This window comes from Streptococcus caledonicus (genome assembly GCF_042656225.1).
GTDB lineage: Bacteria > Bacillota > Bacilli > Lactobacillales > Streptococcaceae > Streptococcus > Streptococcus caledonicus.
This window is the reverse complement of sequence record NZ_JBHSOJ010000015.1, coordinates 419348-445311: the sequence shown is the minus strand read 5'-3', so window position 1 is coordinate 445311 and position 25964 is coordinate 419348. Positions and strand designations below refer to the sequence as shown.

24 protein-coding genes and 1 tRNA gene are annotated in these 25964 nt (G+C 38.6%); 2 read left to right on the top strand and 23 right to left on the bottom strand.

The window, feature by feature from the left end; genetic code table 11:
- Nucleotides 1–14: 14 nt before the first annotated feature.
- Entirely contained in the window at nucleotides 15–746 is a 732-nt protein-coding gene (locus tag ACFPQ3_RS03980; protein ID WP_156806136.1) for a spr1630 family ClpXP-sensitive toxin, read from the bottom strand.
- Between the two features lie 144 nt (nucleotides 747–890).
- Between ACFPQ3_RS03980 and ACFPQ3_RS03975 the strand changes: the two genes are divergently transcribed.
- A complete protein-coding gene (locus ACFPQ3_RS03975; protein ID WP_156806135.1) occupies nucleotides 891–1283 on the top strand; it encodes a (deoxy)nucleoside triphosphate pyrophosphohydrolase in 393 nt (130 codons plus the stop codon).
- A 20-nt stretch (nucleotides 1284–1303) separates the two neighbouring features.
- Here the strand turns inward: ACFPQ3_RS03975 and ACFPQ3_RS03970 are convergent, their stop codons facing one another.
- From ACFPQ3_RS03970 to ACFPQ3_RS03900, 15 genes are all read right to left on the bottom strand, one after another.
- Entirely contained in the window at nucleotides 1304–4174 is a 2871-nt protein-coding gene (locus ACFPQ3_RS03970; RefSeq protein ID WP_156806134.1) for a DUF3427 domain-containing protein, read from the bottom strand.
- Between the two features lie 203 nt (nucleotides 4175–4377).
- Nucleotides 4378–4950: a hypothetical protein gene (locus ACFPQ3_RS03965; protein WP_156806133.1), complete on the bottom strand. Its 573-nt coding sequence runs from the start codon at nucleotides 4948–4950 to the stop codon at nucleotides 4378–4380.
- Between the two features lie 85 nt (nucleotides 4951–5035).
- Entirely contained in the window at nucleotides 5036–7687 is a 2652-nt protein-coding gene (locus ACFPQ3_RS03960) for a valine--tRNA ligase (RefSeq protein WP_156806132.1), read from the bottom strand.
- A gap of 12 nt (nucleotides 7688–7699) precedes the next feature.
- Nucleotides 7700–8263 (bottom strand): shikimate kinase, encoded by a 564-nt coding sequence (locus ACFPQ3_RS03955; protein ID WP_156806131.1) that lies wholly within the window; start codon nucleotides 8261–8263, stop codon nucleotides 7700–7702.
- An 11-nt stretch (nucleotides 8264–8274) separates the two neighbouring features.
- The gene (locus tag ACFPQ3_RS03950) at nucleotides 8275–8922 is read right to left on the bottom strand and encodes an HD domain-containing protein (protein WP_156806130.1); all 648 of its coding nucleotides are present in this window, start codon (nucleotides 8920–8922) and stop codon (nucleotides 8275–8277) included.
- Nucleotides 8915–9499, bottom strand: coding sequence for a GNAT family N-acetyltransferase (locus ACFPQ3_RS03945; RefSeq protein ID WP_156806129.1), 585 nt, complete (start codon nucleotides 9497–9499; stop codon nucleotides 8915–8917). The genes ACFPQ3_RS03950 and ACFPQ3_RS03945 overlap by 8 nt, the downstream gene beginning before the upstream one ends.
- Nucleotides 9474–10070, bottom strand: coding sequence for a flavin reductase family protein (locus tag ACFPQ3_RS03940; protein WP_156806128.1), 597 nt, complete (start codon nucleotides 10068–10070; stop codon nucleotides 9474–9476). Before ACFPQ3_RS03940 ends, ACFPQ3_RS03945 begins: the two co-directional genes overlap by 26 nt.
- A 252-nt stretch (nucleotides 10071–10322) precedes the next feature.
- Complete coding sequence (locus ACFPQ3_RS03935; protein WP_156806127.1) at nucleotides 10323–10748, bottom strand: helix-hairpin-helix domain-containing protein; 426 nt, start codon at nucleotides 10746–10748, stop codon at nucleotides 10323–10325.
- Between the two features lie 18 nt (nucleotides 10749–10766).
- Nucleotides 10767–11021 (bottom strand): DUF1912 family protein, encoded by a 255-nt coding sequence (locus ACFPQ3_RS03930; protein ID WP_156806126.1) that lies wholly within the window; start codon nucleotides 11019–11021, stop codon nucleotides 10767–10769.
- A gap of 45 nt (nucleotides 11022–11066) precedes the next feature.
- Nucleotides 11067–11137 (bottom strand) — tRNA-Thr (locus ACFPQ3_RS03925).
- 139 nt (nucleotides 11138–11276) lie between these two features.
- Nucleotides 11277–11681 carry a PTS sugar transporter subunit IIA gene (locus tag ACFPQ3_RS03920; RefSeq protein ID WP_156806125.1) on the bottom strand — a complete coding sequence of 135 codons (405 nt, stop codon included), beginning with the start codon at nucleotides 11679–11681 and terminating at the stop codon, nucleotides 11277–11279.
- 1 nt (nucleotide 11682) lies between these two features.
- The gene (locus tag ACFPQ3_RS03915; RefSeq protein WP_156806124.1) at nucleotides 11683–12504 is read right to left on the bottom strand and encodes a PTS system mannose/fructose/sorbose family transporter subunit IID; all 822 of its coding nucleotides are present in this window, start codon (nucleotides 12502–12504) and stop codon (nucleotides 11683–11685) included.
- Nucleotides 12491–13396: a PTS mannose/fructose/sorbose/N-acetylgalactosamine transporter subunit IIC gene (locus ACFPQ3_RS03910; protein WP_156806123.1), complete on the bottom strand. Its 906-nt coding sequence runs from the start codon at nucleotides 13394–13396 to the stop codon at nucleotides 12491–12493. Before ACFPQ3_RS03910 ends, ACFPQ3_RS03915 begins: the two co-directional genes overlap by 14 nt.
- Before the next feature lie 42 nt (nucleotides 13397–13438).
- Nucleotides 13439–13924: a PTS sugar transporter subunit IIB gene (locus ACFPQ3_RS03905; protein ID WP_156806122.1), complete on the bottom strand. Its 486-nt coding sequence runs from the start codon at nucleotides 13922–13924 to the stop codon at nucleotides 13439–13441.
- Between the two features lie 15 nt (nucleotides 13925–13939).
- Nucleotides 13940–15727: a glycoside hydrolase family 35 protein gene (locus tag ACFPQ3_RS03900; RefSeq protein ID WP_380433619.1), complete on the bottom strand. Its 1788-nt coding sequence runs from the start codon at nucleotides 15725–15727 to the stop codon at nucleotides 13940–13942.
- 194 nt (nucleotides 15728–15921) lie between these two features.
- Between ACFPQ3_RS03900 and ACFPQ3_RS03895 the strand changes: the two genes are divergently transcribed.
- Nucleotides 15922–16629, top strand: coding sequence for a GntR family transcriptional regulator (locus ACFPQ3_RS03895; protein ID WP_156806121.1), 708 nt, complete (start codon nucleotides 15922–15924; stop codon nucleotides 16627–16629).
- Between the two features lie 288 nt (nucleotides 16630–16917).
- Here ACFPQ3_RS03895 and lacD read toward each other — a convergent pair whose 3' ends face one another.
- The 7 genes from lacD to ACFPQ3_RS03860 form a co-directional block, all read right to left on the bottom strand.
- A complete protein-coding gene (gene lacD, locus ACFPQ3_RS03890; RefSeq protein WP_156806120.1) occupies nucleotides 16918–17907 on the bottom strand; it encodes a tagatose-bisphosphate aldolase in 990 nt (329 codons plus the stop codon).
- Nucleotides 17908–17937: 30 nt separating this feature from the next.
- Nucleotides 17938–19113 carry an SIS domain-containing protein gene (locus tag ACFPQ3_RS03885; RefSeq protein WP_156806119.1) on the bottom strand — a complete coding sequence of 392 codons (1176 nt, stop codon included), beginning with the start codon at nucleotides 19111–19113 and terminating at the stop codon, nucleotides 17938–17940.
- A gap of 171 nt (nucleotides 19114–19284) precedes the next feature.
- Nucleotides 19285–20013 carry a GntR family transcriptional regulator gene (locus ACFPQ3_RS03880; RefSeq protein ID WP_156806118.1) on the bottom strand — a complete coding sequence of 243 codons (729 nt, stop codon included), beginning with the start codon at nucleotides 20011–20013 and terminating at the stop codon, nucleotides 19285–19287.
- Between the two features lie 253 nt (nucleotides 20014–20266).
- The gene (locus ACFPQ3_RS03875) at nucleotides 20267–20848 is read right to left on the bottom strand and encodes a GNAT family N-acetyltransferase (protein ID WP_156806117.1); all 582 of its coding nucleotides are present in this window, start codon (nucleotides 20846–20848) and stop codon (nucleotides 20267–20269) included.
- A gap of 1 nt (nucleotide 20849) precedes the next feature.
- Complete coding sequence (locus ACFPQ3_RS03870; protein ID WP_156806116.1) at nucleotides 20850–21224, bottom strand: hypothetical protein; 375 nt, start codon at nucleotides 21222–21224, stop codon at nucleotides 20850–20852.
- An 826-nt stretch (nucleotides 21225–22050) separates the two neighbouring features.
- Nucleotides 22051–23865, bottom strand: coding sequence for a glutamine--fructose-6-phosphate transaminase (isomerizing) (gene glmS / locus ACFPQ3_RS03865; RefSeq protein WP_156806115.1), 1815 nt, complete (start codon nucleotides 23863–23865; stop codon nucleotides 22051–22053).
- 325 nt (nucleotides 23866–24190) lie between these two features.
- A complete protein-coding gene (locus ACFPQ3_RS03860) occupies nucleotides 24191–25723 on the bottom strand; it encodes a metal ABC transporter solute-binding protein, Zn/Mn family (protein ID WP_156806114.1) in 1533 nt (510 codons plus the stop codon).
- Between the last annotated feature and the right edge of the window lie 241 nt (nucleotides 25724–25964).

Here is a 25964-nt window from a genome sequence, read left to right as displayed (position 1 = left end):
CCTTTCTAAAGCAACTATCCTTGTTTTCGAATAGCTACACGTGGTAGAATACCAAATTCTTCGATATCGTTAATATCAGACAAGTCTGTAAATTTATGGTATTTCTCATCATTGAAATCGATTGAACTTGAACTGATATATTCGGATAGATCTTGCAATTCCAATAATTTCCCATAACGTGCATCTGGCATCACTACTTGAATCTTTGTCATTTGGTAACTTTGATCTACTTGATGTGTTATAATCAAAAAATTATCAAAAGTTGATTCGGTGTGAGTTAAGGCTTCAAATTGCTCATCTTGAATAAGCTCTAACTGAATCTTATCTAATTTGAGCTCACTAGAATGATTATCAATCTTAATTTGCTCCGCAATAAAGCGATTATTGATTTCAGCAAGATCAAATAAGTAACCGTCCTTTTCCTTTGCTACGTTTGGAAAATTTTGTTTCAAGCGAGCCTCGCCCTTGATAATGAGTAATACCTTACCCAAGCCTGTATTCTCACTCTCAAACTCGATATATTCCCAAGATTGACCTGCATGCTGAACGGTATCATTTGTTATAAATGGTAAGTTTGCTTTAGAAACAGCATCATCAATATAATTAGGCTTTGTCCATGCAAAACCTGCAGAGACTATCATCTCCTCCTTTGCCTTCAGCCGTACATCCAAATATGCCTTATACCCCTTCAAAATAGCATCTACAATTTGTTGTCCCTGCGATTCATCAAACACTGGATATCCCATATAGTACCTCGACTCCTTTTTCTTCTATTTTACCCATTTTTATAAAATTTCGCTACAAAAAACAATATTTTTTTAAAGTTACTAACTATTATGTTAATAAACCAGTTTTTTTGATATGATAGTGTTATAACAAAGGAGAACACCATGTCGAAAAAAATTATCAACGTCGTTGCTGCTGCTATTTTGAAGGATGGGAAATACTTCTGTGCACAGCGTCCTGAAGAGAAATCACTTGCTGGCTTTTGGGAGTTTCCAGGTGGGAAATTAGAGGAGGGCGAATCTCCTGAGGAAGCACTTGTCCGTGAAATCAAAGAGGAATTCAATGCTGATATTGAAGTGTTGAGCTATATCAATGAGGCTTCTTACGACTATGACTTCGGAACTGTTGTTATGAAGACTTTTGAGGCAAAACTCTTATCTGAACAGTTAACTTTATTAGAACACCAAGACTCCAAATGGTTAGAACCTAGCCTGCTCCACACTCTTGATTGGGCACCTGTTGATCGTCCTGCTGTTGACTTATTAAGCAAAAAATGAGATTCATCTGAACCTCATTTTTATTTTGTCGTTAAATAGTGGAACAGGTCAGTTTTGACAGGATCTTTGAGCGTAAAAAGCATACTCACAACACTTTCACCTGCTCTCTCCATCTCCTCAGCACTGCCTTCAATATAATCCAGAGGCCCTAAATAATAGAAGTCTCCACCCTCAGCATCATCCTTAATAACAAATAATTCCAAGCGCAAATCATTTTCATTGGAATCAATAATTTGTTTCACATCTGGAGATTCTAGGGTTCGCTTATTTTTAGAGAACCATCTCAAGGTCGATTCATTGAGAAGTTCATCTTCATACTTGATGGTATCGCTAATGTCATCACTCTTATGATAGGTAACAAAAATCGGGCAAGAGTTGGTATCCTTATCAATTTTGTAGCCACCAATATTAAGTGGTGGTTCATCCCGTTTAACATTCAGTAATTTGAGGACTTCACGACGAGAATATTTCTGCCCAAGTGTGAATACCTGTGGATAGTCTTTAGACTTCAGCAAACCAGTCTCAATCACATCTCTAAAGAATACTAAATAAGTTGGATTGTGTTGCAATTCTTCCAAAACTTGCTCATTCAGCAGATAAACTTCATTATCTTTGCTTACCAATGAATCTGTACCAAAACGTTTTTGCTCCTGTGCTTTGAGAAAGGTTAAATTCAATACCCCCTCCACAGAGGCAATCACGTCGCTTGAAATATCTAAATCATTGGCAATCAAGGTTTCAAAATAGGCGTCAAATGAAATCTGACCATCATTTTCAAGGAGCAACTGCAACAAGATAAGTTCATGCTGGCGTTTACTACTCAAACATTCAAAGGTGATAAAAGATAGGAAGTTTTTAGGGATCTCTTCAAAATGCACGTTCTTATCACTAAACTTGCTCACCACATCCGCGTAGTCTGTGAAGGCATTATTATCAAAAAACGTTAACGGGTCAATTCCGTTATAGGTTACAAAGTCTTTCAAAAACGGTTGACGACCTAATTTATTTTCCAAATCAATGTAACTGTCCCGCAGAATTTTCATGCTGGATAGACTGGTATTGGTAATGGAATCAAAAATTTGTTTGCGAGCGACCTCTTCAAAATTGATGGTTGTCAAACCACTGATGAGATTGGCTTCACGCACTTCACGGCGGTAATTATCCTTGTTCATGGACTGGTCGCCAAATAAAGCTACTGGAATCAAATAATTATTGCGATAATTCCCAATAAAATCAATAATCGTCACATACTCTTTTGAGTTATGCTTACGTAGACCACGCCCCAGTTGTTGCACAAAAATGATACTTGATTCCGTATTTCGAAGCATGACCACTTGATTGACACTTGGAATATCAATTCCTTCATTGAAAATGTCAACTGTGAGTAGATAATCTAGTTCACCATTTTCAAGTTCTTGCACTGCCTTTTCACGGACTGCTTGACTATCATTACCTGTCAAGGCCTGTGTACGAAAACCTTTTTGATTTAAGAGAAGAGACAATTCTCTTGCTTCATTCTTACTGGAACAGAACATCAAGCCACGCACAGACGCTCCACTATGTCCATAATAAGTAATTTTATCAATAATATGGTTGACACGCTCAGCCGAAATCAAATTTGAGAAATCTTCTTTTTCGCTAATGAGCTCACCGCCCACCAAAATATCGGTCACACCAAAATAGTGGAACGGACAAAGCAAATCCGCATCCATAGCATCTTGCAGACGAATTTCATAGGCAATATTGTAATCAAATAGCTCATAAATATTTTGCCCATCTGTCCGCTCAGGTGTCGCCGTCATGCCCAAAAGGAAATCTGGAGTAAAGTAATTCATCACCTTCTTATAAGACTCTGCGCCAGCCTTATGGACTTCGTCAATCAAAATGTAATTGAAAAAATCAGGCGCAAAGCGTTGCAAGTGCTCATCACGGGATAAGGTTTGAATGGTCGCAAAAATATATTTTTTCCCTGAAATGTCCACTCCTGACTTATAAAGGCAAGCCTCATCGTCAGAAAAGCCAAGAACGCGTTGAAAACTTTCCAAAGACTTGCTTAAAATCTGTTCGCGGTGCACAATAAAGAGCACGCGTTCCGGATTGACCTGACGAACATCAAAGGCTGACAAATGGGTTTTTCCTGTACCAGTCGCAGAAATCACAAGAGCTTTCTGAGCGCCATTATCACGCACTTGCTGTAAACCAACCAACGCTTCTTTTTGCATTTTATTCGGCTCAATCTTGCCGACTTGGTAGTCTGCTTTTGGCTCTTCCTCAAAGGTCGTTACCTGAATAACAGACTTCCGTTTTCGTTTATAGGATTCAATAATCTCAGCTGTCAATGGTCTAGATAATTCCCAAACACGGTCAAATTCTTGCTTGGTCTGATAAAGCAAATCCCCATTATCCGTTGAATTGAGCTTGATATTCCACTCATAATTTTGCTTCAAGGCTGTCGCTGTTAAATTAGACGACCCAGCAATCAAGACTTGCTTATTTTTCTGCTCAAACAAATAATATTTAGAATGCAACTGCATGGATTCCTGAGAAATTCGAGCCTCCACATTTGGCAATTTCAACAAGTCATACATGGCCAAAGGATCATTGAAGTCAAGATAAGGCGAAATCAAGATTTTCCCCTGAATACCACGCGCCGCCAAATCAGCCAACTGCGCCTTAATCATAGAAATCCCAGACTGGGTCACAAAAGCAACCGAAAAGTAAAAAGCCTTACTTTTAAGCAACTCCTCCTGCAAATCCGTCAGAACAAACCGCTTCTCTTCAGCATTATTAATCAAAATCTTGGGCGCATAGGTCACATCTCGAAACCGTACCCGATCAATAAACCCAAATCGCATCGACTCCAACAACTGAGCCTCAAAAGCTGATCCCATAATAAATAGTCCTATCTAGTTGATAGAACTATTATCTAATATATTAGGAGGGATGTAAAGTAGATAATCCAACTTCTTGGATACTCAATAAATTTAAATATCTATAAATTATAAACTGAATTTTTGCAGTTTTAATGCCTTTTAAAATTTATTTTATATATCTCAAAAAATACAGCCTTTCGATTATGAATTTTTATTATACTTTACAAAAAGGGGCTGAGAATAGTAATTATATTTGCAGCAAATCCAGCTAATTCTGAAGTTGACTTTGCGACTTTTCTTAAGAACCTAAGATTTTCATCAGATGGGTTTTGCTCTCGTTCCAATTCTTCAAGAATTCGATTTAACACATTAAGTAATTCAGTATTTTCCGAAGAATTTAGTTCTTCTGCATAAATAAATCTCTCTGTTTTAATTTGTGCAATTGAATTACTGTAAATCGTTACTTGGTCAGCCGAAATATTTACTGATCCCTCCGCTGATACATTAACTTGGCTTGGTTCTTTTAAATACGCTTTAGCATAATTATCACTCAAAAATTTATCAACTATTCCACCATAATAAAATCCATATCTTCCATTAATTACTTTATATAGGGTTTTATTATAATAAATTTCCTTTCCATGTTGACCAAAAATCAAATTAAAAGCTTTTAAAAACTCTTTACCTTTTTTACCAATAGGAAAGTATTTATACTCAATTATGAACATACCGTCTTCTTGATAATACTGGTTCTCATGTCTGTTCAAAATTTGATAAGCAATCTCTTCTTCCATTTTTATTCCTCACTCTTCTTACACTATACCTAAAATAATATATCAAATTTCAATAATTGTTAATATCGCACTAATATATTATTATTTATCTAACCAACTTCTCCATCTCTTTGATACGCTCTACTGTCGCATCGTATTTAGCTTGGTAGTCGGTTTGTTTGGCTTTTTCTTTTTCGACAATTTCTGGTTTGGCGTTGGCGACGAAGCGTTCGTTGCTGAGTTTTTTGCCGACCATGTCGAGTTCTTTCTGCCATTTAGCGAGTTCTTTGTTGAGGCGCTCTAACTCTTCTTCCACGTTGAGCAGGTCAGCGAGAGGCAGGAAGATTTCTGCACCTGTGATAACGGCTGACATGGCTAATTCTGGATTCGCAATACGTGATGAGATTTCAAGCGTTTCTGGGTTGGTGAAACGTTTGATGTAGTTGACATTGCTGTTGAAGAAAGCTTCCAAGTCACTGTCGCTTGTTTTCACAAGGATGGTGATTGGTTTGCTTGGGGCAACGTTCACTTCCGCACGCGCATTTCGCACGGTACGAATCAGGTCTTTCAAGCTTTCCACGCCTTTGTGCGCAGCCTCGTTTTCAAAGGCAGCATCAACTGTTGGGTAGTCCGCAGTCACGATAGAGCCTTCAGCATATTGGCCAAAGATTTCTTCCGTCACGAACGGCATGATTGGGTGAAGGAGACGAAGAATCTTATCCAGCGTGTAGAGGAGAACAGAGCGAGTGATGACCTTCTCGTCTTCGTTGTCGCTGTATAGCACTTCCTTGGTCAATTCCACGTACCAGTTGGCGAACTCTTCCCAGATGAAGTTGTAGAGGATGTGACCTGCCACACCAAACTCAAACTTGTCAAAGTTCTCCGTCACCTTACCAATCGTCTCATTGAGGTTGTGGAGAATCCATTTATCCGTCACGTTTCCAACTTCACCAGCAGCAACTTTATCAACATTGGCTGTCGCATCAGCTAGCGTCAAGCCCTCATTATTCATGAGGATATAGCGGGAAATGTTCCAGATTTTGTTAATGAAGTTCCATGAGGCATCCATTTTTTCGTATGAGAAACGGACATCCTGTCCTGGGGCAGAGCCGTTAGACAAGAACCAACGTAAGCTATCTGTACCATATTTCTCAATAACATCCATTGGGTCAATACCATTTCCAAGTGATTTAGACATCTTGCGCCCTTCTTCGTCACGGATAAGTCCATGGATAAGAGCATTCTTAAACGGGCTCTTACCAGTAAATTCAATTCCTTGGAAAATCATACGAGACACCCAGAATGGAATAATATCGTAGCCCGTTACCAAGGTTGAAGTTGGGTAATATCTCTTGAAATCTTCTGCTTCTGTATCAGGCCAACCCATTGTTGAGAATGGCCAAAGAGCAGAGCTGAACCATGTGTCAAGGACATCTTCATCCTGTTTCCAGCCGTCTCCTTCTGGTGCTTCCTCACCGACGTACATCTCACCCGCCTCATTGTACCAAGCAGGGATTTGGTGACCCCACCAAAGCTGACGAGAAATTACCCAGTCATGGACATTTTCCATCCATTGAAGGAAGGTATCGTTGAACCGTGGTGGGTAAAATTCTACCTTGTCGTCTGTGCCTTGATTGACAATGGCATTCTTCGCCAATTGATCCATCTTCACGAACCACTGTGTTGATAAGCGAGGCTCAACAGGCACACCTGTACGCTCTGAGTGACCAACGGAATGCACACGCTTTTCGATTTCAACAAGGGCTCCGATTTCTTCCAACTTCGCTACAACAGCTTTACGCGCTGCAAAACGGTCCATGCCTGCAAATTCGCCAGCTAGTTCGTTCATGGTACCGTCTGCGTTCATGACGTTGACTTGTGGAAGATTGTGGCGTTGGCCGACTTCAAAGTCATTCGGGTCATGGGCTGGTGTGATTTTCACCACCCCTGTTCCGAATTCTGGATCGGCATGCTCGTCGGCAACGATTGGGATGAGCTTATTCACGATTGGAAGTACCACGTTTTGACCAATCAAATCTTTGTAACGAGGATCGTCTGGGTTTACGGCAACGGCAACGTCTCCGAACATGGTTTCTGGTCGCGTTGTTGCCACTTGAAGGGCGCGCGAGCCATCTTCCAACAGATAATTCATGTGGTAGAAGGCACCCTCAACATCCTTGTGGATAACCTCGATGTCTGAAAGGGCTGTACGGGCTGCTGGGTCCCAGTTGATGATGAACTCACCGCGGTAGATCCAGCCTTTTTTGTAGAGGTCAACAAAGACCTTGCGCACGGCTTTTGACAGGCCTTCATCAAGGGTGAAACGCTCGCGTGAGTAATCGACAGAAAGCCCCATCTTGCCCCACTGCTCCTTGATAGTGGTCGCATACTCGTCCTTCCATTCCCAAACTTTGTCTAGGAATTTTTCACGACCGAGATCGTAGCGCGTGATGCCCTGCTCACGAAGGCGCTCCTCAACCTTAGCTTGCGTCGCGATACCCGCGTGGTCCATACCAGGCAACCAGAGCGTATCAAAGCCCTGCATGCGTTTTTGGCGGATAATGATATCTTGAAGGGTCGTGTCCCAAGCGTGGCCAAGGTGCAACTTACCAGTAACATTTGGCGGTGGAATCACGATAGAATAAGGCTTGGCCTTCTTGTCACCTGACGGCTTGAAAACATCTTGGTCTAACCAAGTTTGATAACGCCCAGCCTCAACCTCGGCTGGATTGTATTTTGGTGATAGTTCTTTTGACATATGATGTCCTTCCTAATTTTCTTGTATTTCTTTTATGTTTTGTAAAATAAGCTGCGCTGTTTCCTGAGGAGAAAGCTCGGTATTATTAACTTTAACATACCGTCTCAGGCTTTCTGGTGATTTTTCTGGATTAAAGTTAGCAAAAGTCGCTGTCTCTAAAATATCTTTTTCAGACCACTCTATATGGCGCTTTATAGGTTTATGATAGAGACGATTTTCTGTTTTATTACGTCTTAAACGTTCTTGCAAATCCGTTTCTAACTCGACAAATAAAACTTCTCTATCCCACTGCTGAAAAATCGATTGGATTTCTTCTAAAAAAGCAATATCATCAGGATCATTGAAATCAATAACCACTGTAAAAATCATCTGTTGATTTGTTTTGGCAAAGGTTTTGAAAAACTCCACTCGAATCGTATTGATTAGTTCTCTAGCCTCAGTTGACATCGGTATAAATTTTGTAACAAAATCAATGGATTCATGATTATGGAAAAGAACTAAATCAGATTGTTTTTCAAGTTCTTGCCCAATTGTCATTTTTCCAGACGCTTGATCTCCGATTAAGATTATATTCATATCACTCTCCTCTACCTCTCCCCTTCCCACTCGGCATAGAACTGATCGAGGTAATCTAGCATGAACTGGTGTCGTTGTTCTGCCAGTTTTTTTCCCGTCTCGGTATTCATCAGATCTTTGAGTTTGAGGAGTTTTTCATAGAAGTGCATGATGGCGGTGTCTTCACCCTTGCGGTAATCTTCTAGGGTTAGGTTGTCACGCGCTTGTTTATTGGGGTCGTGGATGAGTCTGCCTTTATTGCCTGAGTAGGCCATGGTTCTGGCAATACCGATAGCTCCGATGGCATCTAGCCTATCTGCGTCTTGAACCACTTGCCCTTCTAGCGACAGCACTGCCTGATTGTGCCCACCCTTGTAAGAAATACCTTGGATAATGGCTAAAATTTCTGCTTTCAGCTCACTTGGGAGCGACTGACTATCTAGGAAAGCGGTCAGTTTAGCTAAACCTTCTGCTTCGCTGGCATTTAATTTCTCATCTGCCACATCGTGGAGGAGCGCAGCCATTTCACAGATAAAAGGATCAGCACCATCTTCTTTGGCAATGGTCAAGGTGGTCTTGGTCACACGGACAATGTGCCACCAGTCATGACCACTCGCTTCACCATCAGAAAGATTTTTGACAAACTGACGAGTATTTTCTAAGATGAGTTTTTTATCCATGACTTGCCTCCCATTCTGACTTCAAAAGTCCAAAACGAAGATCTGCGCAGCGATTTCCCAAAGCATCACGGCGATCACGGATGGTCGCTTCAAGGGTAAAGCCTAGTTTCTCAGCAATTTTCCGACTTCCGCCATTGTAATCAAAGCAGGAAATTTCTACCTTGTGCAGATCAAGGAGGGTGAACGCTAACTCCACGAGAGCTTCCACCGCTTCGGTCATCAGACCTTGGCGCCAATAATCAGGGTGGAGGAGGTAGCCAATCTCGAGGACATCATCAGCATGACGGTGGTTAAAGTCCACAGAGCCAATCACACGGTCCTCACCTTTCAGGGTAATGCCGTAGCCAGATGGGAGGTTGTGGTCCGCCTCACGCTGAGGTAAGGTGGTTTCGAGATAGGTAATTTCATCCTCCAAGCTCGTGACGGGTGGAAATCCTGCCGGATAGGACACTTCTGCCAATTTAGCATAGGCAAAAATGTCTTCAACATCCGCTACTGTGCGCTGACGTAAAACCAAGCGGTCAGTCTCGACAACTGGCAGACGCTTGCCATCATAAGGTTCTAGAATTTTCAACACGAACTACCTCCTTGCCTTGTTTCATAAAATGACCTAATTTATCGCTCCGCGTGTCATCTAAATAACGATAGACACGCTCCTTACCATCTCCCATATATTCAATAGGATGAAAAGCTCTGCTATTGAACCGCCCCTTAGCATCCAAAAGGCTGTCATCCACCCAACGTTTGACAATCCGTGCGGTAATATTGACATAATTTTCGTGGGTCTGGATATTAGTCACGGCACACTCGATTGAAATCGGGCATTGAGTCAATAACGGAGCATCTATCTCGTTTGCAATCGTATAATCAAGTTTGGTCAAAGATAACTTATCTCTGGAGCTGTGAAAACCTGCCTGTTCAATCTGCAACATAAGATTTTCTGTCGGAACATTCACGGTAAATTGACCATATTTTTTGATTTGTTTAGTCGCATTGTTTCCTTTAAACAGCCCAATCACCATCATATCACTGAGGCTATAAGAGGAACTGGAGGTCGTGATATTGTAACCATAATCCTCATCCTTGTAGCCCAGAATAAAAACGGGATAGCCAAGATAACATTTTGTTGTTTCAAATACCTGCTTCATAACCACTTCTCCATATAAAAATCCCCATCTAGCTAACGCTAGACAGGGACGAAGTTCATTTCTGATTTCCGCGGTACCACCCAGATTCGGACTATTCCAGTCCGCAACTCATACTATTTCAGTAATCACATCAGCAACCAGTCTTGACATTTGTGCGGATTTCTCAGCAATACCGCTTTCTGTAACAAATGGGCTTCAAAACACCTCTGAGCATTCCTATTTTAACAGAAACTAATTATTTATTCAACTGATTTATGCCTTGAATGTGATACCAATTTCTTTTAATTTTTTTAGGGTCGCAGGACCAATGCCTTTAAGTTCCAACAATTCTTTTTCAGTCCAAGAAGCAAAATCCTTTGCTGTACAAATACCTTCTGCATAGAATGTCTCCACACGCGCAACTGCCAATCCTGTCAATTCATTTGTCAAGTCTTCTAAGCTTGCTTCAGATTTCTTTGTCACTTTTTCAACAACCGCCTTACCTTCCTCAACCTTTTCTTTTACTATTTCAACCACTTCATTAATTTTTTCTGTTGCGACAGCTGTCACATCTGAGGCTTGATGAGCTACTGTTTGTGCAGTCTCTGCTACGGTATTCCCCACCAATTTACCAGCTTTTCTCAAGGCTGCGAATTGTTTTTTCAATTGTTTTTTACGATTTACTTTTTTCTTTGCCATAATATCTTTCCTTTCCCTTTAATAATGTCTCTCTCCAAATAAGCCCTCGGGCAACTCATGAAATCCTTTACCTTCTTTATAATTAGCAAATTTCCCTTGAATAAAACGATAAGCATCAAGCTTGCTCTCATACCGAATATAAGCGTCTGCTGCACGACCATCCTTATCTTCTTCTAATACACGACGACTCTCTGTCATTGCCATTTCGTTAATCATAATCTGAGTGTTTATCCACTCTTCAAAATCTTTTAAGAACTCTTGTTCGTATGACATCTCTCTCTCCAAAATAAAAGAGTTGACCTTGGTCAACTCGCTATCTGCCACCACCGAGAATCGAACTCGGAACGGAGCATTACCATTGCTCTATTATACCATTTAACTATAGCGGCAACTACTTTATTATATGATATTCAATAACCTCTGTCAACCGCTTTTTCTAAAAAATCCCCCTTCTGATTACTTCACAAAAGGGGGATTGAGATAAAGAGATAGATTAGTTTAACTCAAAGGAAACTAGATAAAGAAAAATTAATCATCTTCGTCATTCTCATTAAATGATAGCAAATCATTGATATGATGAATATTAGTTGACCCAAACTCTACCAAATCAATGTCCTCTCCAAGAAGAACACCGTTTAAAAAACCAATAATCATTGGCATATTCATACCTGCATAGAGGTCGAATCCTTTGCCTTCCATGACCATACGTGAAGCCACGTTACATGGTGTTCCACCCATAAGATCAGCTAGGACAACAAACTCTTTGAGCTCTGCCATTTTTTCCTCAAGTTTAAGACGAAAGTCATCTGGACCTTCCTCAGGCAATAAGCCTACTGTATGGATAATATCTTGAGGTCCCATAATCATTTCCGTGCTTTTTTTCAGTTCCTCACAGAAAAGACCATGACTAATTAAAATTAACTGCTTTGCCATATTACCCTTTCATTCCCATAACAAACCAACCAAACGCAGAGCAAGCAACAGCAAGAACAATGATAACCAAGATTGCTTTTGTAGAAGTCATCCCTTTACGACCAAGCAACCAATAGATAAATCCTGTAAAAAGTGCTGGAACAAGACGTGGGAAAATCATATTAAGTAAGTTTTGAACATCTATGCCGGCTCCAACAGGTAGATTAAGCGATACTTCAAAGTTAATCATACTTGCAATTAAGGCTCCCACCATAAAGACTCCCATCACTGATGCCGCATCAACAATTGCGGTTAACTGATCACGCATTGTTGTTACAAGTTTGGTACCTTGTTTATATGCAATTTCAAGTTGTTTCCAGCGGAAGATATTGATAGCTATACCGGCAACTAATACCCAGAGTAAAATTCCTAGGGGACTTCCTTCTTTGGCCATACCCGCTGCTAAAGACCCCATAATCGTTGGAACCAATGAGGCAAAAAGTGAATCACCAATCGGAGCAAATGGGCCCATAAGACCAATTTTCACACCATTAACCGCTTCTTTTGAAGCGACTCCTTCTGATTCCTCTAACGCTAAGTCGATACCTGAAATGATTGTGTGGAAGAAATTAGATGTGTTAAAGAATTGTGTATGATTTTTCATCATTTCTTTTAATTCAGGTGTTCCGTCTCCATAAATTTTACGCAATTGCGGCAAGATATGATAGAGATAGCTTGAACCTTGCATCCGTTCATAATTCCAGCCCCATTGGAAGGTAAAAAGACTACGTTTATTGATTTGATTAAAATCATCTTTTGTTAATTTGTAATTAGATTTCGTCATCTTCAATTTCCCCACTTTCTGAAACTGTTTGTACTACTACCTCTGGTTTATTTTGACTATTTTTATAATGAAGTGTTGCAAGACCAGCACCAATAATAGCAATTCCCATCATTGGAAGTCCTTTAAATGGCGCACCATTAAAAACTACATCTTTGAAAAGTTTAGCATCTACACCGATAATACCTGTCAAGGTCCCTGCAACAGTTTGCAAATTATTATAGATAACAGTAAGCATTGCGGTAATCCCAAAGCCCATTGCCAAATAATGAAGATTGCGTTTGATTGGAAGATAATGAAGAAGGATAGCAAACCCAAGACCTGGAAGCATACGTCCCGCCAAGGTCAAACCATTAGCAACCCATTGATATTCTTTGATGAAATCAACAATAGTTTCAACAGCACCTCCTCCAAAAGCAAGTGCTAAAAATACTGGTAAGGCACGAGAAAGCGCCCACGGAACCGCACCTAGAAGATAGTTACGTTCAATAGCTTTATAATCAAAATTGTCAATATTTTTATCAATACGATGCGCAAAATAAGTTGTTGAGAAACGTCCTGCAATATCTGTATAAACCATAAGGGCTGCTACAGGTACTGCAATTGAAGTTATTGCAAGCTCGGGATTCAAACCTTGCGATACTGAGAAGGCAGTTGCAAGAACCGCACCAGAAGTTGCATCAATACGAGAAGCACCACCAAATGTCCCTACACCAAGTACCATCAATTGTAGACTAGCACCAATCAAAAGACCTGTTGTCATATCTCCCATAATCAAACCAGAAATAAATCCAGCGAAAACAGGAGAACCTGCTGAAGTACAAATGGTTAACTCATCTAAAATCTGATAAGCAGAGTAGAGAGTTAGTAATAGAATTTGCCACCATTGAATCATGATGTATTCCTCCTAATATAATTTTATGTTTTATTTCTAAAATTAGCGAACCTTATCCAACAATGGCATAAAGTCTTGGGGTGAGTCGCCTGGTACCATCTGAGAAATGAGTTTAACACCTTTTGAGTGAATAGTATCAAAATCTGCGATATCTTGATTAACAACATTGATAGAACGTGTTACAGCACGTGTTTCATCACTTTGTGACATATTCCCTACATTCAATTCTGGGAATTGAACACCAGCTTCTAACAAGCCTAAAAAACGATCCGGTTTACGAGCTACAATCAAGAGACGTTGTGAATCATATTTGCCATCTAAGATATTAGCTGCTGCTTTTTCAACTGTTAAGATTGATAATTTTACTCCAGGAGGAGTTGCTAATTTCAAAGCTGTTTTTTCTAAATCACTATTCACAACATCGTTATCCACTACCATAATACGACTGATATTCAATTTCGTTGTCCAAAGATTTGCGACTTGGCCGTGAATAAGACGACCATCAATACGCGTTGCAATAATTGCCATAATAAAATCCTCTCACTATTTAATATTTTTTATTTTAGGTCTATCTGTAAAGGTAATTCTTTCTTTGTACCGTCCTTCTGTCTCAAAAACAACAATGCTATTTTCTCCTTTCTTTAAATATCCTTTAGGAAGGTAGAGAGTGAGGATTGGCCCTTTTTCCCAAAATCTTCCTATATTCATATTATTTACAAAGACGACTCCCTTACCAAATCCTGTCATATCAAGATAGGTATCTGCCAGCTCATCTATATTCAGCTGATAGTGATAAAAAGAAGGTTGTCCGCTCTTCCATTCTTTAGAAAAATCAAGATTTGAAACAGAATCAAGCGGTAAACTATAGTGCTTCCAATTACCGATAAAATGTAAATCCACTATCGCTCCACGCCCTAAACCTTTACGTTGTGTTGCTGCCTCAAGTTTGTGACCATAATTGACACGTCCCATATTCTCTACTAGAATTTTAAGATTCGTGTACTTCTGAGTCATCTCTAAGGCAATGTCCTCACCAATTTCATCCTGATATTGGGTAGCAACATGATAATCATTTTCATAAACCTGAATGCGATCCCTTGCATCAATAACACGGAGACGTTCAGCATCATCTTTATCTCGCTCAAGTTCTGTTTGGTACAAAACATATCCTGTATTTTGCCCTAATTCTTCCATTGACAAAGGATAAGGATTGGTTTTTAAAACGCTTACATTTTTAAGGTTACCAAAAAGCCCTGTCTTTTGACTCAACGTCACCGAAGGATAGGTTTTTATTTTTTTGGTCAAAGGCATAGCAGTTATCAATTCAGGAAAACGTGTTTTCAAACGTTTTTGAATTTCAAAAAACTTTTGAGTAGGATTTCCAGCTTCATCCAAAACAGCATCATAATCATAGGAAGTTACTTGAGGTAAATCTTTCTGACCTCTAGCTGAGCAACCATTCATAAAGCCAAAATTGGTTCCACCGTGAAACATATAGAGGTTAATTGACCCAAGCTCAATACATTCCATCACCGACTCAGCTAATTCTTCAGGTTCTCTCGTAACAACTTCTTCTCCCCAACGATTAAACCAACCATCCCAAAACTCCATACACATGAGTGGGTAGGTGCGATTGTGCTCATCAAAGAAATCCTGCATTTGTTTGAAATTGCTAGCAGCTTTTGAACCAAAATTGCCTGTGACTAAGACGTCATCTTCAATCAAACTTCCAGCTCGTAAAGTGGCACGCCACGGCCCATCCGAAGTAAAGAAAGGCCCTTCTAAACCATACTTTTCCATTAACGATTTGATGGCTCTCAAGTAATCCTTTTCTTCCCCGTATGACCCATACTCATTTTCAATCTGGAACATCAGGATATTTCCACCATGACTAAGCTGATGTTTTGCCAAAATAGGTAATAACTTAGCATAATAACAATCAACATAATAGATAAATTTTGGATCACTTGTCCGAACCCTGACATTTTCAGTCAATAACCAAGCTGGTAAGCCCCCCCATTCCCATTCGGCACAAATATACGGCGAGGGTCTAACAATAGCGTAGAGCCCAAGTTTCTGAGCAATCGTTAGAAATCTCTCAATATCTAAACTTTCTGCTACAGTAAAGGAATCTTTAGTCGGTTGATGCAAATTCCAAGGAACATAGGTTTCAACAGTATTAAAGCCTAATGCTTTCAAATTATACAAAGAATGGTACCAATCATCTGGATGAATTCTAAAATAATGAATCGCTCCAGATAATATTTTGAAAGGTTTTTGATTGAGAAAAAAATTCTTATCGTTACTAATCTCAAATTTCAGCAGAATCACCTCTTTTGGAATCGTTTTCTTACTTAACAATATATTAACATAAACAACTGGTTATATCAAGTGTTTTTTACTATTTTTTATTTTTCTATTTTTTAATAGCATCCGTTTTTTAATTACATTTTGAAGAAAATTTTAGTATAATATCAACACTAGAATGATAAGATGTTACAATGAAACGATAGAAAGGAAAAAGTATGAAAATCCCTAAATATCAACGTATTCAAAATGATTTAAAAAACCAAATTGTTACTGGTAAGTTCGAAAACGGCGATAAGTTCTATACTGAAAGTGAGCTTGTACAACTATATGATGTTAGTTCTATTACCGTTATTAGAGCTCTAAATGAGTTGGTAAAAGATGGCTATCTAATTCGCAAGCAAGGAAAAGGAACCTTCGTCTCTCGTTCACGTAAAGGGAAACTCGTCGAATTTTCAGATGTCGAACTTTTTCCACTAAAAAATGACCACGTTAAAGTTCTCTCTGTTGAAAAAGGAAACGATCCAAAATACTTGAAAGAATTAAAACTTACTAACAATGACTTTTACTATCGCGTTGCTCGTCTAAGAAGTGCAGGTGAGAAGCCTTATATCTATCAGTTATCCTATATTCCGGAACGTTTTATCTTAACTCCAGATGCTAAAAAGGACTACTATCAATCGATTCATCAACGATTCAAACTGGATTTTGATATTCACATGTCTTCTGAACCCTATACAGAAGCACATGAAGTTACTTTTTCTACACCAGAAGAAGTCCGTGAACTCCTTAATCTAGAGAAACAAGAACCTACCATTTTTCAAGTTCGTAGAACTGAGCAAACTAATTCAGACATCATCCTTGAATATGCTGAAAACTACAAGCATTGGAATTTTTATAAATTTGAAATAACTGCCAATCGTTAAATTGGTATATCATATATACTGTAATGAAGAGGTTGGGTCAAAAATATCTCAACCTTCTTTTTTGATAGTAATAACAGATTGACACAGTGGTTGATTGGAGGTCTGTAACAGGACACTTCTTTCATTTTCAAGTGTCCACCTAAAATAGTCCAGTGGACTATTTTAGTACCACGCAATCGTTAGCGGCCATCCTATACGAATGTGATGAACTTCGTTGTCCCACTCTCTTTTTTGTCTTTCTTTTAACGTCTACATACAGCTATAGGTCCTGAATGTCAAATAATGTCATCAGTATGACAGACGTTCTGTCCAAGCTGTTGCCGTCTCAAAAATAACTTGGTTCAAACTGTCGATATTAGCACGTCCTTCTGTACGAAGCCATTCACGAGCAGCAACCTCTCCGCCTTCAATATAAGCCTTAACAGAACCAGCCCAAGTTGCACGTCCGCAAAGAACACCATTAAATGTTGAACCTGCTTCCTTAGCCAAACGTAATGTTTCTTGGAAAAGCTGTGCAGATACTCCAGCACTTAGGAAAATAAATGGTAAATGAGTTGCTTGACTTTGTTCCAAGAAAAGAGTCTTTGCTTCTTCGCGTGTATAAACTACTTCACCAGTTCCGAATCCTTCGACATAGTTCATGTTAACTGGCACTTCTACTTTTAACACATCAATATTAAAGCGTGGATTTGAGAAAATTTCCATGGCACCAATAACTTTATCTGGTTTAACTTTTGCATATTCTACGCTATTTGCATCCGCGATAGTTTCATCATAGGCTAAAATTTCCAGATAAAATGGAAGGTCTTCTGCCACACATTCGGAACCGATACGTTCAATATAGGCCTGCTTTTGTTGGTTTAATTCCTCTGTACTATCCACATCATAGTAAAGTAAGAATTTAACAGCATCTGCTCCCTGTTCCTTAATACGTTTAGCCGACCAAACATCTAGACAGTCTGGCAAACGTTTTGTACTGGTCGTATCATATCCCGTTTTTTCATAAGCAAGTAGCAAGCCAGCATCTTCGTGTAAGTTTTTAATAGCTGGTAAGCCATATTCTGGATCAAGTAACATTGATGATGCGAATGGAGTTAATTCTTCTGCTACCAATGATTTGAGTTCTTCCATCTGAGTAACTGTTGGTTCCTCAGTTTGATGTTGTGCCATGAGACGTTTTAAGGCTCCGCGTTGGTCAAAAGCTAGCGCTGAGATAACCCCTTCCTTGGTTGACAACTTTTCCATACAAGCTTTTTTATTCTCTGTTAGTGTCCACATAATAGATAATGTCCTTTCTTTGTATTAGACTTAAGATTGATAATCATGGATGATAACACCCTTAACCACACGGTTTACAGTACCAGAAGCAGATGGGGTATCTGGAGTATTATTTACTTTGATTGAGGCTAAAAGTGAAATAGTTTGGGCAACTAAAATCATTCCAAGAGCAAGATAACCTTCTGGAAGAATAATATCTGATAACAATTCAAAAGTATCTCCTGAAAATTTTAATTCCCCTTTTTGGGCCACAGCCAATGTTTTAAGAGCAATCTGATCATCATAGACTTCCTCTAACAAATCAATATCATACTGACGTGTGTAAGAATCATTGTGAACAAAATCAAGGACGATTGTCTTTTCATTAACAAAAGATTTTGGTCCATGGCGAAAGCCCATTGATGAATCAAATATCGTAGCAATTTTTCCTGCTGTTAATTCTAGAATTTTCAATTGTGCCTCACGTGTCAGCGCGGCCATTGAACCAGAACCTAGATAAACCACACGGTTAAATTCTAAATTAATAAGTTTCTGTAATTCTTCTTCACGGCTAATAATATCTTGCCCTATTTGATAAAGATAAGACACGTATTTTTCTTTATTTTCTAGAGACTCAGCATCATCAAAAATAAGGAGTGATGTTAGAAGCATGCAGGTGAAACTACCTGTCATAGCAAATCCAGCGTCATTAGAGCGACTAGGCATTAGTAAAAGAAGATTTTTTTCATCGCCTGCCGCACGCTTAGCTAAAAGTCCTTCTGCTGCACAAGTAATAGTTAGATGATAAGCATTAGGTACAATTTGATTAGTAAGAGCTACTGCTGCCACACTTTCTGGACTATTTCCTGATCGAGCAAAAGATACCAACAGTACCGTCTCATCTGCAAAAAGATGATCGTAGGGAGCTGAAACAAGCTCAGTTGTTCCAATACTTTCAAAAATAAATCGGCTACGGTCCGCAGTCCGTTTAAGATAAGGTAAAATTGTATCACCTACGTATTGTGATGTTCCTGCTCCAGTAAAGATAACTTTAACGGGTTTTTCCTTACTTGAGCCTACTACCTTATCAAGAAAAGATGCAATATCAGTAACTTTATCTTTAAAAAGTTTTAAAGCCTCTTGCCAGATTTCGGGTTGCTGTTTGATTTCTCTGGTTGTAATCTCTGCACCCAAATCAAGCAACTCTTCTTTTGTTTTAAAAAACATAACTTCCTCCTCTATTAAGTTATTTTGTTTGCGCTTTCATTTTTTTGTAAAAATCAAATAGACTAAGTCTTGCTGACTAGAGTTATTTCATTTTTTTAGGCTGAAATAGTCCACTGGACTTCCTCGCTATTTAGTTGACAAGCTCGGGTTAAAACTGTCCACTGGACAGTTTTAATCCCTAAAATGGCTGACTTTGTACCTGAACTGGTCGGCACGTGCAATACTAAAGGTGAATTCTATGATTTTATTTTTAGCATTATAGGTTTTACGGACAAGGTGCAGTACAGGGGCACCCTTTTTGATTTCTAGTAATTTGGCTTCATGATTTAAAGCAATGCTGGCAAAAAATTCTTCTTCGGCAACGCGGATACGCTCACCATAATCTTCCTCTACGATTTGATAAAGTGGCTTTTGGGAAAGAATTTCCTTATTTAATCCGACAAATTGAATTACTGGTAAATAGCTACGTTCTAACATCATGGGTATATCGTCTGCCAACCGTAAGCGCTCGAGTTCATAAACTTCAGCTCCAAGTTCAATCTTTAATTCCCGGGCAATATGTTCTGTTGCTTTCACAATTGAAAAAGATAAAGTTTTAGTAACTGGTTGCTTCCCCAGTTTTTTCATTTCATCTGTGAAGCTATAAACATTTCCTAGGTCCACAGCAGGTTCTTTTATCTCTGAGACGTAGGTCCCTTTCCCCTGCATCTTATAAACTAATCCACGTTTTTCAAGTTCTTGTAAAGCTTGACGAACGGTTATACGACTAACTTGATACGTTTCAGTCAGCTCACGTTCAGACAATAATTTGTCGTTCGGTGACATTGAATTTCGAATGTCTAACTCTAATGTATCGACCAATTGTAGATACAAGGGTTTCTCTTTCTTTAATGAAAACATAAGTGCTCCTTCAACTTGTTATAACCACATATAAATTATAATATATTAACTATATATGGTCAAGCCTTTTGATAAACTATTTTAATAACTAATAAGTTTAGTTTAAGTTCTAAACTTCTAAAATATGGATATAGATACACTCCTCTCTTTATAAACTCTATGTTCTTTTTCACCTAGTTATTCTTCATATACCAAAGCCAGCCACTTTAAGGATGTATCAAGCCTTATTTTTTAACTAAATAAAAAAATCTAGCTATGAACTAGATTCCTTATTATCAAGCTCTTGAAAAGATACTACCGGTCTAACTTCCTTATCATGATTCCCACACAGTTTTTCCATCCAAATCATGTTATACCATCGTTTAAATTTATACCCTGATTGATGGAAAGTTCCTACAAGTTGATAACCTTGCTTTTCATGGAAGACTTGACTAGTATTGGTTAGGTACTCATCCTCAACATCAGTCTGCGCAATACAGGCATTAAGATTAAGAATACCCATCTCTTTTAAATAGTTTTCTAAGGTCCTATAAAGTTTAGACCCCACTCCTTTGCCACGCGCAGCTTTGTCCAAATAAATCGTAACCTCTGCAGACCAGGCATAGGCGGCGCGAGGATGAAAGGCTGACGCATAGGCGTAACCGAGAATCCGCCCTCCTTCTTCAGCCACTAGATAGGGATAAAAAGCTTGTATTGACTGCATGCGCTCTTGAAAATCAATAAGAGATGGAACTTCATATTCAAAGGTAACCGCTGTATCTGTAACATAATAGGCATAAATATCAAGAAGCTTATGCACATCGGTAGATTCTGCCGTTCGAATAACTAGAGACATCCTAAACTGCTCCCAAAAATATATTCTGAATCAATCCTACTGAGAGATAAATCACTAGCAAAATAGCAATAAGCCAGATCACCCAAGTTTTAGTATCTGCTTTCTGTAAACTCAATTGAAATAACGTATTCACAACTAAAGGAATTAGACTATAATAAGCAGAAATCGTCACTGGCCAGTAAAGATTGTTTATCAATATCTCTGATAAATCAGCAGACGTTTTCATATAATAAATTCCCATCAATAGGCCGATACTGACAATGAAAAGAGAGCAAAATAATTTTCGATAAGGCATCGTTTGAGGAGCTGTAAACCAGACCCCAATACTATAAAGCGTAAACCAACAGATTAACATAAATGGGTGCATTGGAAGCATATGATGTCTCCTTATAAGTTAGGATAACTCTATTATAAATACTATCACTCTATAAATCAATATTTAATCAAAACTCTTTGTAAAACTAATGCTAAACCAAAATTAAAATTAGAATTTTAGAATCTCTAATATTATTGACTAACTTACGAACTTAGCGAGGATAAAACATTCCTTTCCTCATGGTACTATTCTTAGCAAGAAGAAATGCTTGCTAAGAACGGATTTTTTGGAGAGCTACAGAAATTGAGAATCAATTTCGTAATAGTTCCCCCGAAAGGATAACTATGTTGGACGCTGCCAGTCATCGACAAGTATAGGCAATCATCTACTACGATAGAGAGCCCAAAATCTAGCAAGGAAAACCCGACGAAGATTTTAAGGGTGCAAAAAGTCTAAAAATAGTAAATGTCTTAGAATAACATCATCAAAAAGATTGATTCTAAGCCATTTTATCTTGTCCAATTTTCAATAGCAAAGCTAAAATTTGAGTTTTTGCCTAGCCTATTTATTCCTACCTCCGAAGGTCTCCCAAACCTTTTTAGTATCCGCACATTTAAAAAAAGTAATTTTTGAATTTGGTTTAGTCTAAATTCATCTTAGTTAGGGAGTACATATTCAAGACAAACTATCAATCCAATAATATAGTAATTTGAATTAAGAATATGACATAGATGAATCATTTTGATCCGAGCTAATATTATTAGTTATTCTATTCTGTGTCCTAATCTAGTTTCAATTTACTATAAAAGAGTTAGAAACTGTCATTTAAAACATTGGTTCTAACTCTTTATCACAAATAATTATTTTCCCTAATCTGTCAATTCACCTATTCAACCGTTACTGATTTAGCAAGATTACGTGGTTTATCGACATCAAGTCCACGTTGAAGAGTCGCATAATAAGCTACCAATTGAGTTGGCACTACCATAGCAATCGATGATAAATATGGATGAACTGTTCTTACCTTAATATCATCCTCTTCACGTGCCGTCGCCTCATCAACAACTGTTAAGACACTAGCGCCACGTGCTGCCACTTCTTGGATATTGCCACGTGTATGAGCAGCAAGAGTTTTATTATTTGAGATAAGCGCAATGACTGGCACGCCATCTTCAATCAACGAAATTGTTCCGTGCTTCAATTCTCCAGCAGCAAATCCTTCGCATTGGATATAGGAAATTTCTTTCAATTTCAGTGATGCTTCCATAGCAACATAATAATCTGTTCCACGTCCAATATAGAAAGCATTGCGTGATGTTGCCAAAAGGTCTGCCACTTTAGCTTCAATCATGTCTTTTTCAGAAAGGCTAGCTTCAATAGACTGCGCAACAATTGAAAGTTCATGAACCAAATCAAAGTCAGCTGCTTTGCTGTTGCCATTAGCATCACCGACCGCTTTTGCCAAAACGGCAAGAGTCGCAATCTGAGCAGTGTAGGCTTTTGTTGAAGCTACCGCAATTTCGGGACCTGCATGAAGCAGCATAGTGTAATTGGCTTCACGAGAGAGAGTTGAACCTGGAACATTTGTCACCGTTAAGCTAGGAATACCCATTTTATTAGCACGGACAAGTACCTGACGGCTATCTGCGGTCTCTCCTGATTGACTAATGAAGATGAATAGAGGTTTTTGGCTCAGTAATGGCTGATTGTAGCCCCACTCTGAGGCAATGCCGAGTTCAACAGGAGTGTCTGTCAATTGCTCAAGAAAATCTTTTGAGGCAAAACCAGCATGGTAAGAAGTTCCTGCCGCAATGATATAAATACGATCAGCATCTTGAACAGCCTTGATAATATCAGCATCAACAGTTATTTTACCCGCATCATCTGTGTAAGCTGAAATCAATTTGCGCATCACCGTTGGCTGCTCATCAATTTCTTTCAACATGTAGTAAGGGTAAGTCCCTTTACCAATATCAGAAAGATCAAGTTCAGCTGTGTAGCTACCACGTTCAATCGCATTTCCAGCATAATCTTGTACTTGAACACTATCAGCTTTTACAATAACCAATTCTTTATCATGAATTTCCATGTATTCTGATGTTTCACGAATCATAGCCATAGCGTCTGAGCAGACCATATTATAGCCGTCACCTAGACCAATAAGGAGTGGTGATTTATTTTTAGCCACATAGATAGTGTCAGCATCTTTTGCATCCATGAGCGCAAAAGCATAGGACCCTTCAATAATAGATAGGGCTTTACGGAAAGCCTCAAGAACTGACAAACCATCTTCTTCGGCGAATTTGCCAATGAGGTGAACTGTGATTTCAGTATCTGTTTGCCCTTTAAGATTGTGACCTGCTAGATAATCCGATTTAATCTCGGCAAAGTTTTCAATGACCCCATTGTGAACAAGGGTAAAACGAGCTGTTTCAGATTGATGCGGGTGAGCATTGATTTCACTTGGCTTCCCGTGAGTCGCCCAACGGGTATGTCCAATACCAGCAGTCCCTGCAATATCAATGCCTAATTTAGTGCGTAGGTCAGCAATACGACCAACTGATTTCACTAAATTAGTCTTTTGCCCATTGACCACATAAATTCCTGCTGAATCATAGCCACGGTATTCTAACTTTTCAAGTCCTTGCATCAAGATGTCTGTAGCATTTTTATTTCCTACAACACCAACAATTCCACACATATTATGTTCCTCTTTATAAAATTGGTATAGTCTAATTCATATCTTAAAAATACGACTATTACAGTATAAGTTAATAGATATATTTTGTCAAATATAAAATTGGTATAGTTTAATATAAAATAAAGAATTTAATACTTCTCTCTTCACTTGATTTTATGCTACTTAATAATCTTATGGCCATTAGAAATCAAATTCACTAGTGGATTCCCCATTAGAGAGTGCTTACAAGGGACTTTCATCTCAGACATACGGTATGTCTACGTACCAAAAAAAGGCTAGAAACGTCTGTCATTTCCAACCTTTTTTGTAAATAGCTATTAGTAACTTAGTGAGCAACAATTTCTTGTGCGATTTCATGACCAGTCATACCTGCCGGATAATAAGTTGGCCAATTTTCAAGCTCGTTCAACAAGTCTTCTTGACTGCTTCCGCCAAAGTAAATGTGGAAGTGACCTGCTTCAGTTGGAGAAATACTATGGTCACTGAATTGGACATACTTGAAGTTACCAGCATTAGCATCGTCAGTTTCAAAGAGGAAACGAACTCCACGATTTCCTTTTTTGTAGTTCAAAATCTTGTAACCAACATATTTGTACGTGAAGGTTTGACTCTTACCGTTTTGAGTAAACGTCATAGTCTTTTTATCACCATCAATAGTTATAGCTTCAACATCAGTCTTATAACCAATAGTATAGTAGTCCTTATACTCTTGGGCTGTCATCTCTCCTTGAGATTTTTTAGCTTTATAATCCCAAATTTCATCAAAAGTACCATCTACCAAGTATGGGTAAACAGACTGCCATTCTCCCGACCAGTCTGTCAAAAGACGATCCTTGATAGCAGAGTCCTCAAAATAACCAGCATAAACTGTTTTCTCAGGAGCTTTTTCTGGTTGGATGGCTTTACCTTCTTTTTCTGTAGTCAATTGTAAAGCTTCTAAATTGGCTTCCATAACGGAGAAGTAATCTTCACCAGCGTCCATTTGCTTTTTAGTTAAACTTTCCAACGGATTTAAAACAGCTGTTTTTACGCCAGCTTCTTTTGCTAGTGTTTCAGAAACGACCGCAGACGCATTTTCTTCAAAGTAAATATAATTAATACCTTGGTCTTTAACATAAGATGTTAATTCAGCTAAACGTTGCGCTGTTGGTTCACTTTCAGCAGAGACACCTGTAATCGAAATTTGGTTTAAACCATAATCTAGCGCTAAATAATTAAAGGCTGCGTGCTGTGTAACAAATGATTTTTGTTTAGCTGTTGATAAAACATCGCTATATTTCGCATCAAGTGCTTTTAATTTTTCAATATAAGCGTCAGCATTTTTTTCAAAAACTTTAGCCTTATCAGGATAAGCTTCACTCAAATCTTTACTGATATTCTCAACCAAACGACGTGCCCGGTATGGAGACACCCAAACATGAGGATCAAATTCGTGATGATGACCTTCTTCACCATGCGCATGGTCATGATCGTGATCATCACCACCTGCCATAAGAAGCATGTCTCCTGTCATCTTAATCACTTTAACTTGCTCAGTATCAATAGCCTTAGTCAAGTTAGGAGCCCAAGTCTCCATGTTGTCATCAGCGTAGACAAAAACATCCGCCTCTTGGATAGTAGTCAGATTTTTAGTTGAAGGTTCAAAGCCATGAACTTCAGTTCCAGCTTTAATCAACAACTCAACATCTCCTTCATCACCTAGTACCGCTTTGGTAAATTCATACACAGGATAAAACGTAGCTACAGCCTGAATTTTATCTGATGATTTCTCAGATTTGCCTTGCATGGTAAAAAAAGCTGTTACTCCGACTATAATTGCAGCTAGTCCAAGTAACAAACCCATTTTCTTAGTGTTCATATGTTCTCCTTTTCTTAACTAGTTTAATGTTTACTGGTTAAGTATATCAGATTATATTTTTTTTGCAAGACTTTTTTCTTAAATTTTTCAAATCTCCTTTCCAAAAAAAAATTGGTATGATTTTAGAGTCTTGATTTCCTTTCGCTATCTCATTTCTAAGCTTAGACAGAATCCAAATAAACATCAAACTTCAAAAATCATACGTTGTTGAAAATAAATAAAAAGCATAGAATCATCATTT

What these genes read in the sequence shown, in the direction of transcription:
- ACFPQ3_RS03895 (WP_156806121.1), top strand. Translation starts at nt 15,922, where the DNA reads ATGAAAATCCCTAAATATCAACGTATTCAAAATGATTTAAAAAACCAA.
- ACFPQ3_RS03905 (WP_156806122.1), bottom strand. Translation starts at nt 13,924, where the DNA reads ATGGCAATTATTGCAACGCGTATTGATGGTCGTCTTATTCACGGCCAA.
- ACFPQ3_RS03920 (WP_156806125.1), bottom strand. Translation starts at nt 11,681, where the DNA reads ATGGCAAAGCAGTTAATTTTAATTAGTCATGGTCTTTTCTGTGAGGAA.
- ACFPQ3_RS03950 (WP_156806130.1), bottom strand. Translation starts at nt 8,922, where the DNA reads ATGGATAAAAAACTCATCTTAGAAAATACTCGTCAGTTTGTCAAAAAT.
- ACFPQ3_RS03935 (WP_156806127.1), bottom strand. Translation starts at nt 10,748, where the DNA reads ATGGCAAAGAAAAAAGTAAATCGTAAAAAACAATTGAAAAAACAATTC.
- ACFPQ3_RS03965 (WP_156806133.1), bottom strand. Translation starts at nt 4,950, where the DNA reads ATGGAAGAAGAGATTGCTTATCAAATTTTGAACAGACATGAGAACCAG.
- ACFPQ3_RS03975 (WP_156806135.1), top strand. Translation starts at nt 891, where the DNA reads ATGTCGAAAAAAATTATCAACGTCGTTGCTGCTGCTATTTTGAAGGAT.
- glmS (WP_156806115.1), bottom strand. Translation starts at nt 23,865, where the DNA reads ATGTGTGGAATTGTTGGTGTTGTAGGAAATAAAAATGCTACAGACATC.
- ACFPQ3_RS03885 (WP_156806119.1), bottom strand. Translation starts at nt 19,113, where the DNA reads ATGTTTTTTAAAACAAAAGAAGAGTTGCTTGATTTGGGTGCAGAGATT.
- ACFPQ3_RS03880 (WP_156806118.1), bottom strand. Translation starts at nt 20,013, where the DNA reads ATGTTTTCATTAAAGAAAGAGAAACCCTTGTATCTACAATTGGTCGAT.
- ACFPQ3_RS03955 (WP_156806131.1), bottom strand. Translation starts at nt 8,263, where the DNA reads ATGAATATAATCTTAATCGGAGATCAAGCGTCTGGAAAAATGACAATT.
- ACFPQ3_RS03940 (WP_156806128.1), bottom strand. Translation starts at nt 10,070, where the DNA reads ATGAAGCAGGTATTTGAAACAACAAAATGTTATCTTGGCTATCCCGTT.
- ACFPQ3_RS03980 (WP_156806136.1), bottom strand. Translation starts at nt 746, where the DNA reads ATGGGATATCCAGTGTTTGATGAATCGCAGGGACAACAAATTGTAGAT.
- ACFPQ3_RS03870 (WP_156806116.1), bottom strand. Translation starts at nt 21,224, where the DNA reads ATGCTTCCAATGCACCCATTTATGTTAATCTGTTGGTTTACGCTTTAT.
- ACFPQ3_RS03860 (WP_156806114.1), bottom strand. Translation starts at nt 25,723, where the DNA reads ATGAACACTAAGAAAATGGGTTTGTTACTTGGACTAGCTGCAATTATA.
- ACFPQ3_RS03960 (WP_156806132.1), bottom strand. Translation starts at nt 7,687, where the DNA reads ATGTCAAAAGAACTATCACCAAAATACAATCCAGCCGAGGTTGAGGCT.
- lacD (WP_156806120.1), bottom strand. Translation starts at nt 17,907, where the DNA reads ATGTGGACACTAACAGAGAATAAAAAAGCTTGTATGGAAAAGTTGTCA.
- ACFPQ3_RS03875 (WP_156806117.1), bottom strand. Translation starts at nt 20,848, where the DNA reads ATGTCTCTAGTTATTCGAACGGCAGAATCTACCGATGTGCATAAGCTT.
- ACFPQ3_RS03910 (WP_156806123.1), bottom strand. Translation starts at nt 13,396, where the DNA reads ATGATTCAATGGTGGCAAATTCTATTACTAACTCTCTACTCTGCTTAT.
- ACFPQ3_RS03930 (WP_156806126.1), bottom strand. Translation starts at nt 11,021, where the DNA reads ATGTCATACGAACAAGAGTTCTTAAAAGATTTTGAAGAGTGGATAAAC.
- ACFPQ3_RS03970 (WP_156806134.1), bottom strand. Translation starts at nt 4,174, where the DNA reads ATGGGATCAGCTTTTGAGGCTCAGTTGTTGGAGTCGATGCGATTTGGG.
- ACFPQ3_RS03915 (WP_156806124.1), bottom strand. Translation starts at nt 12,504, where the DNA reads ATGACGAAATCTAATTACAAATTAACAAAAGATGATTTTAATCAAATC.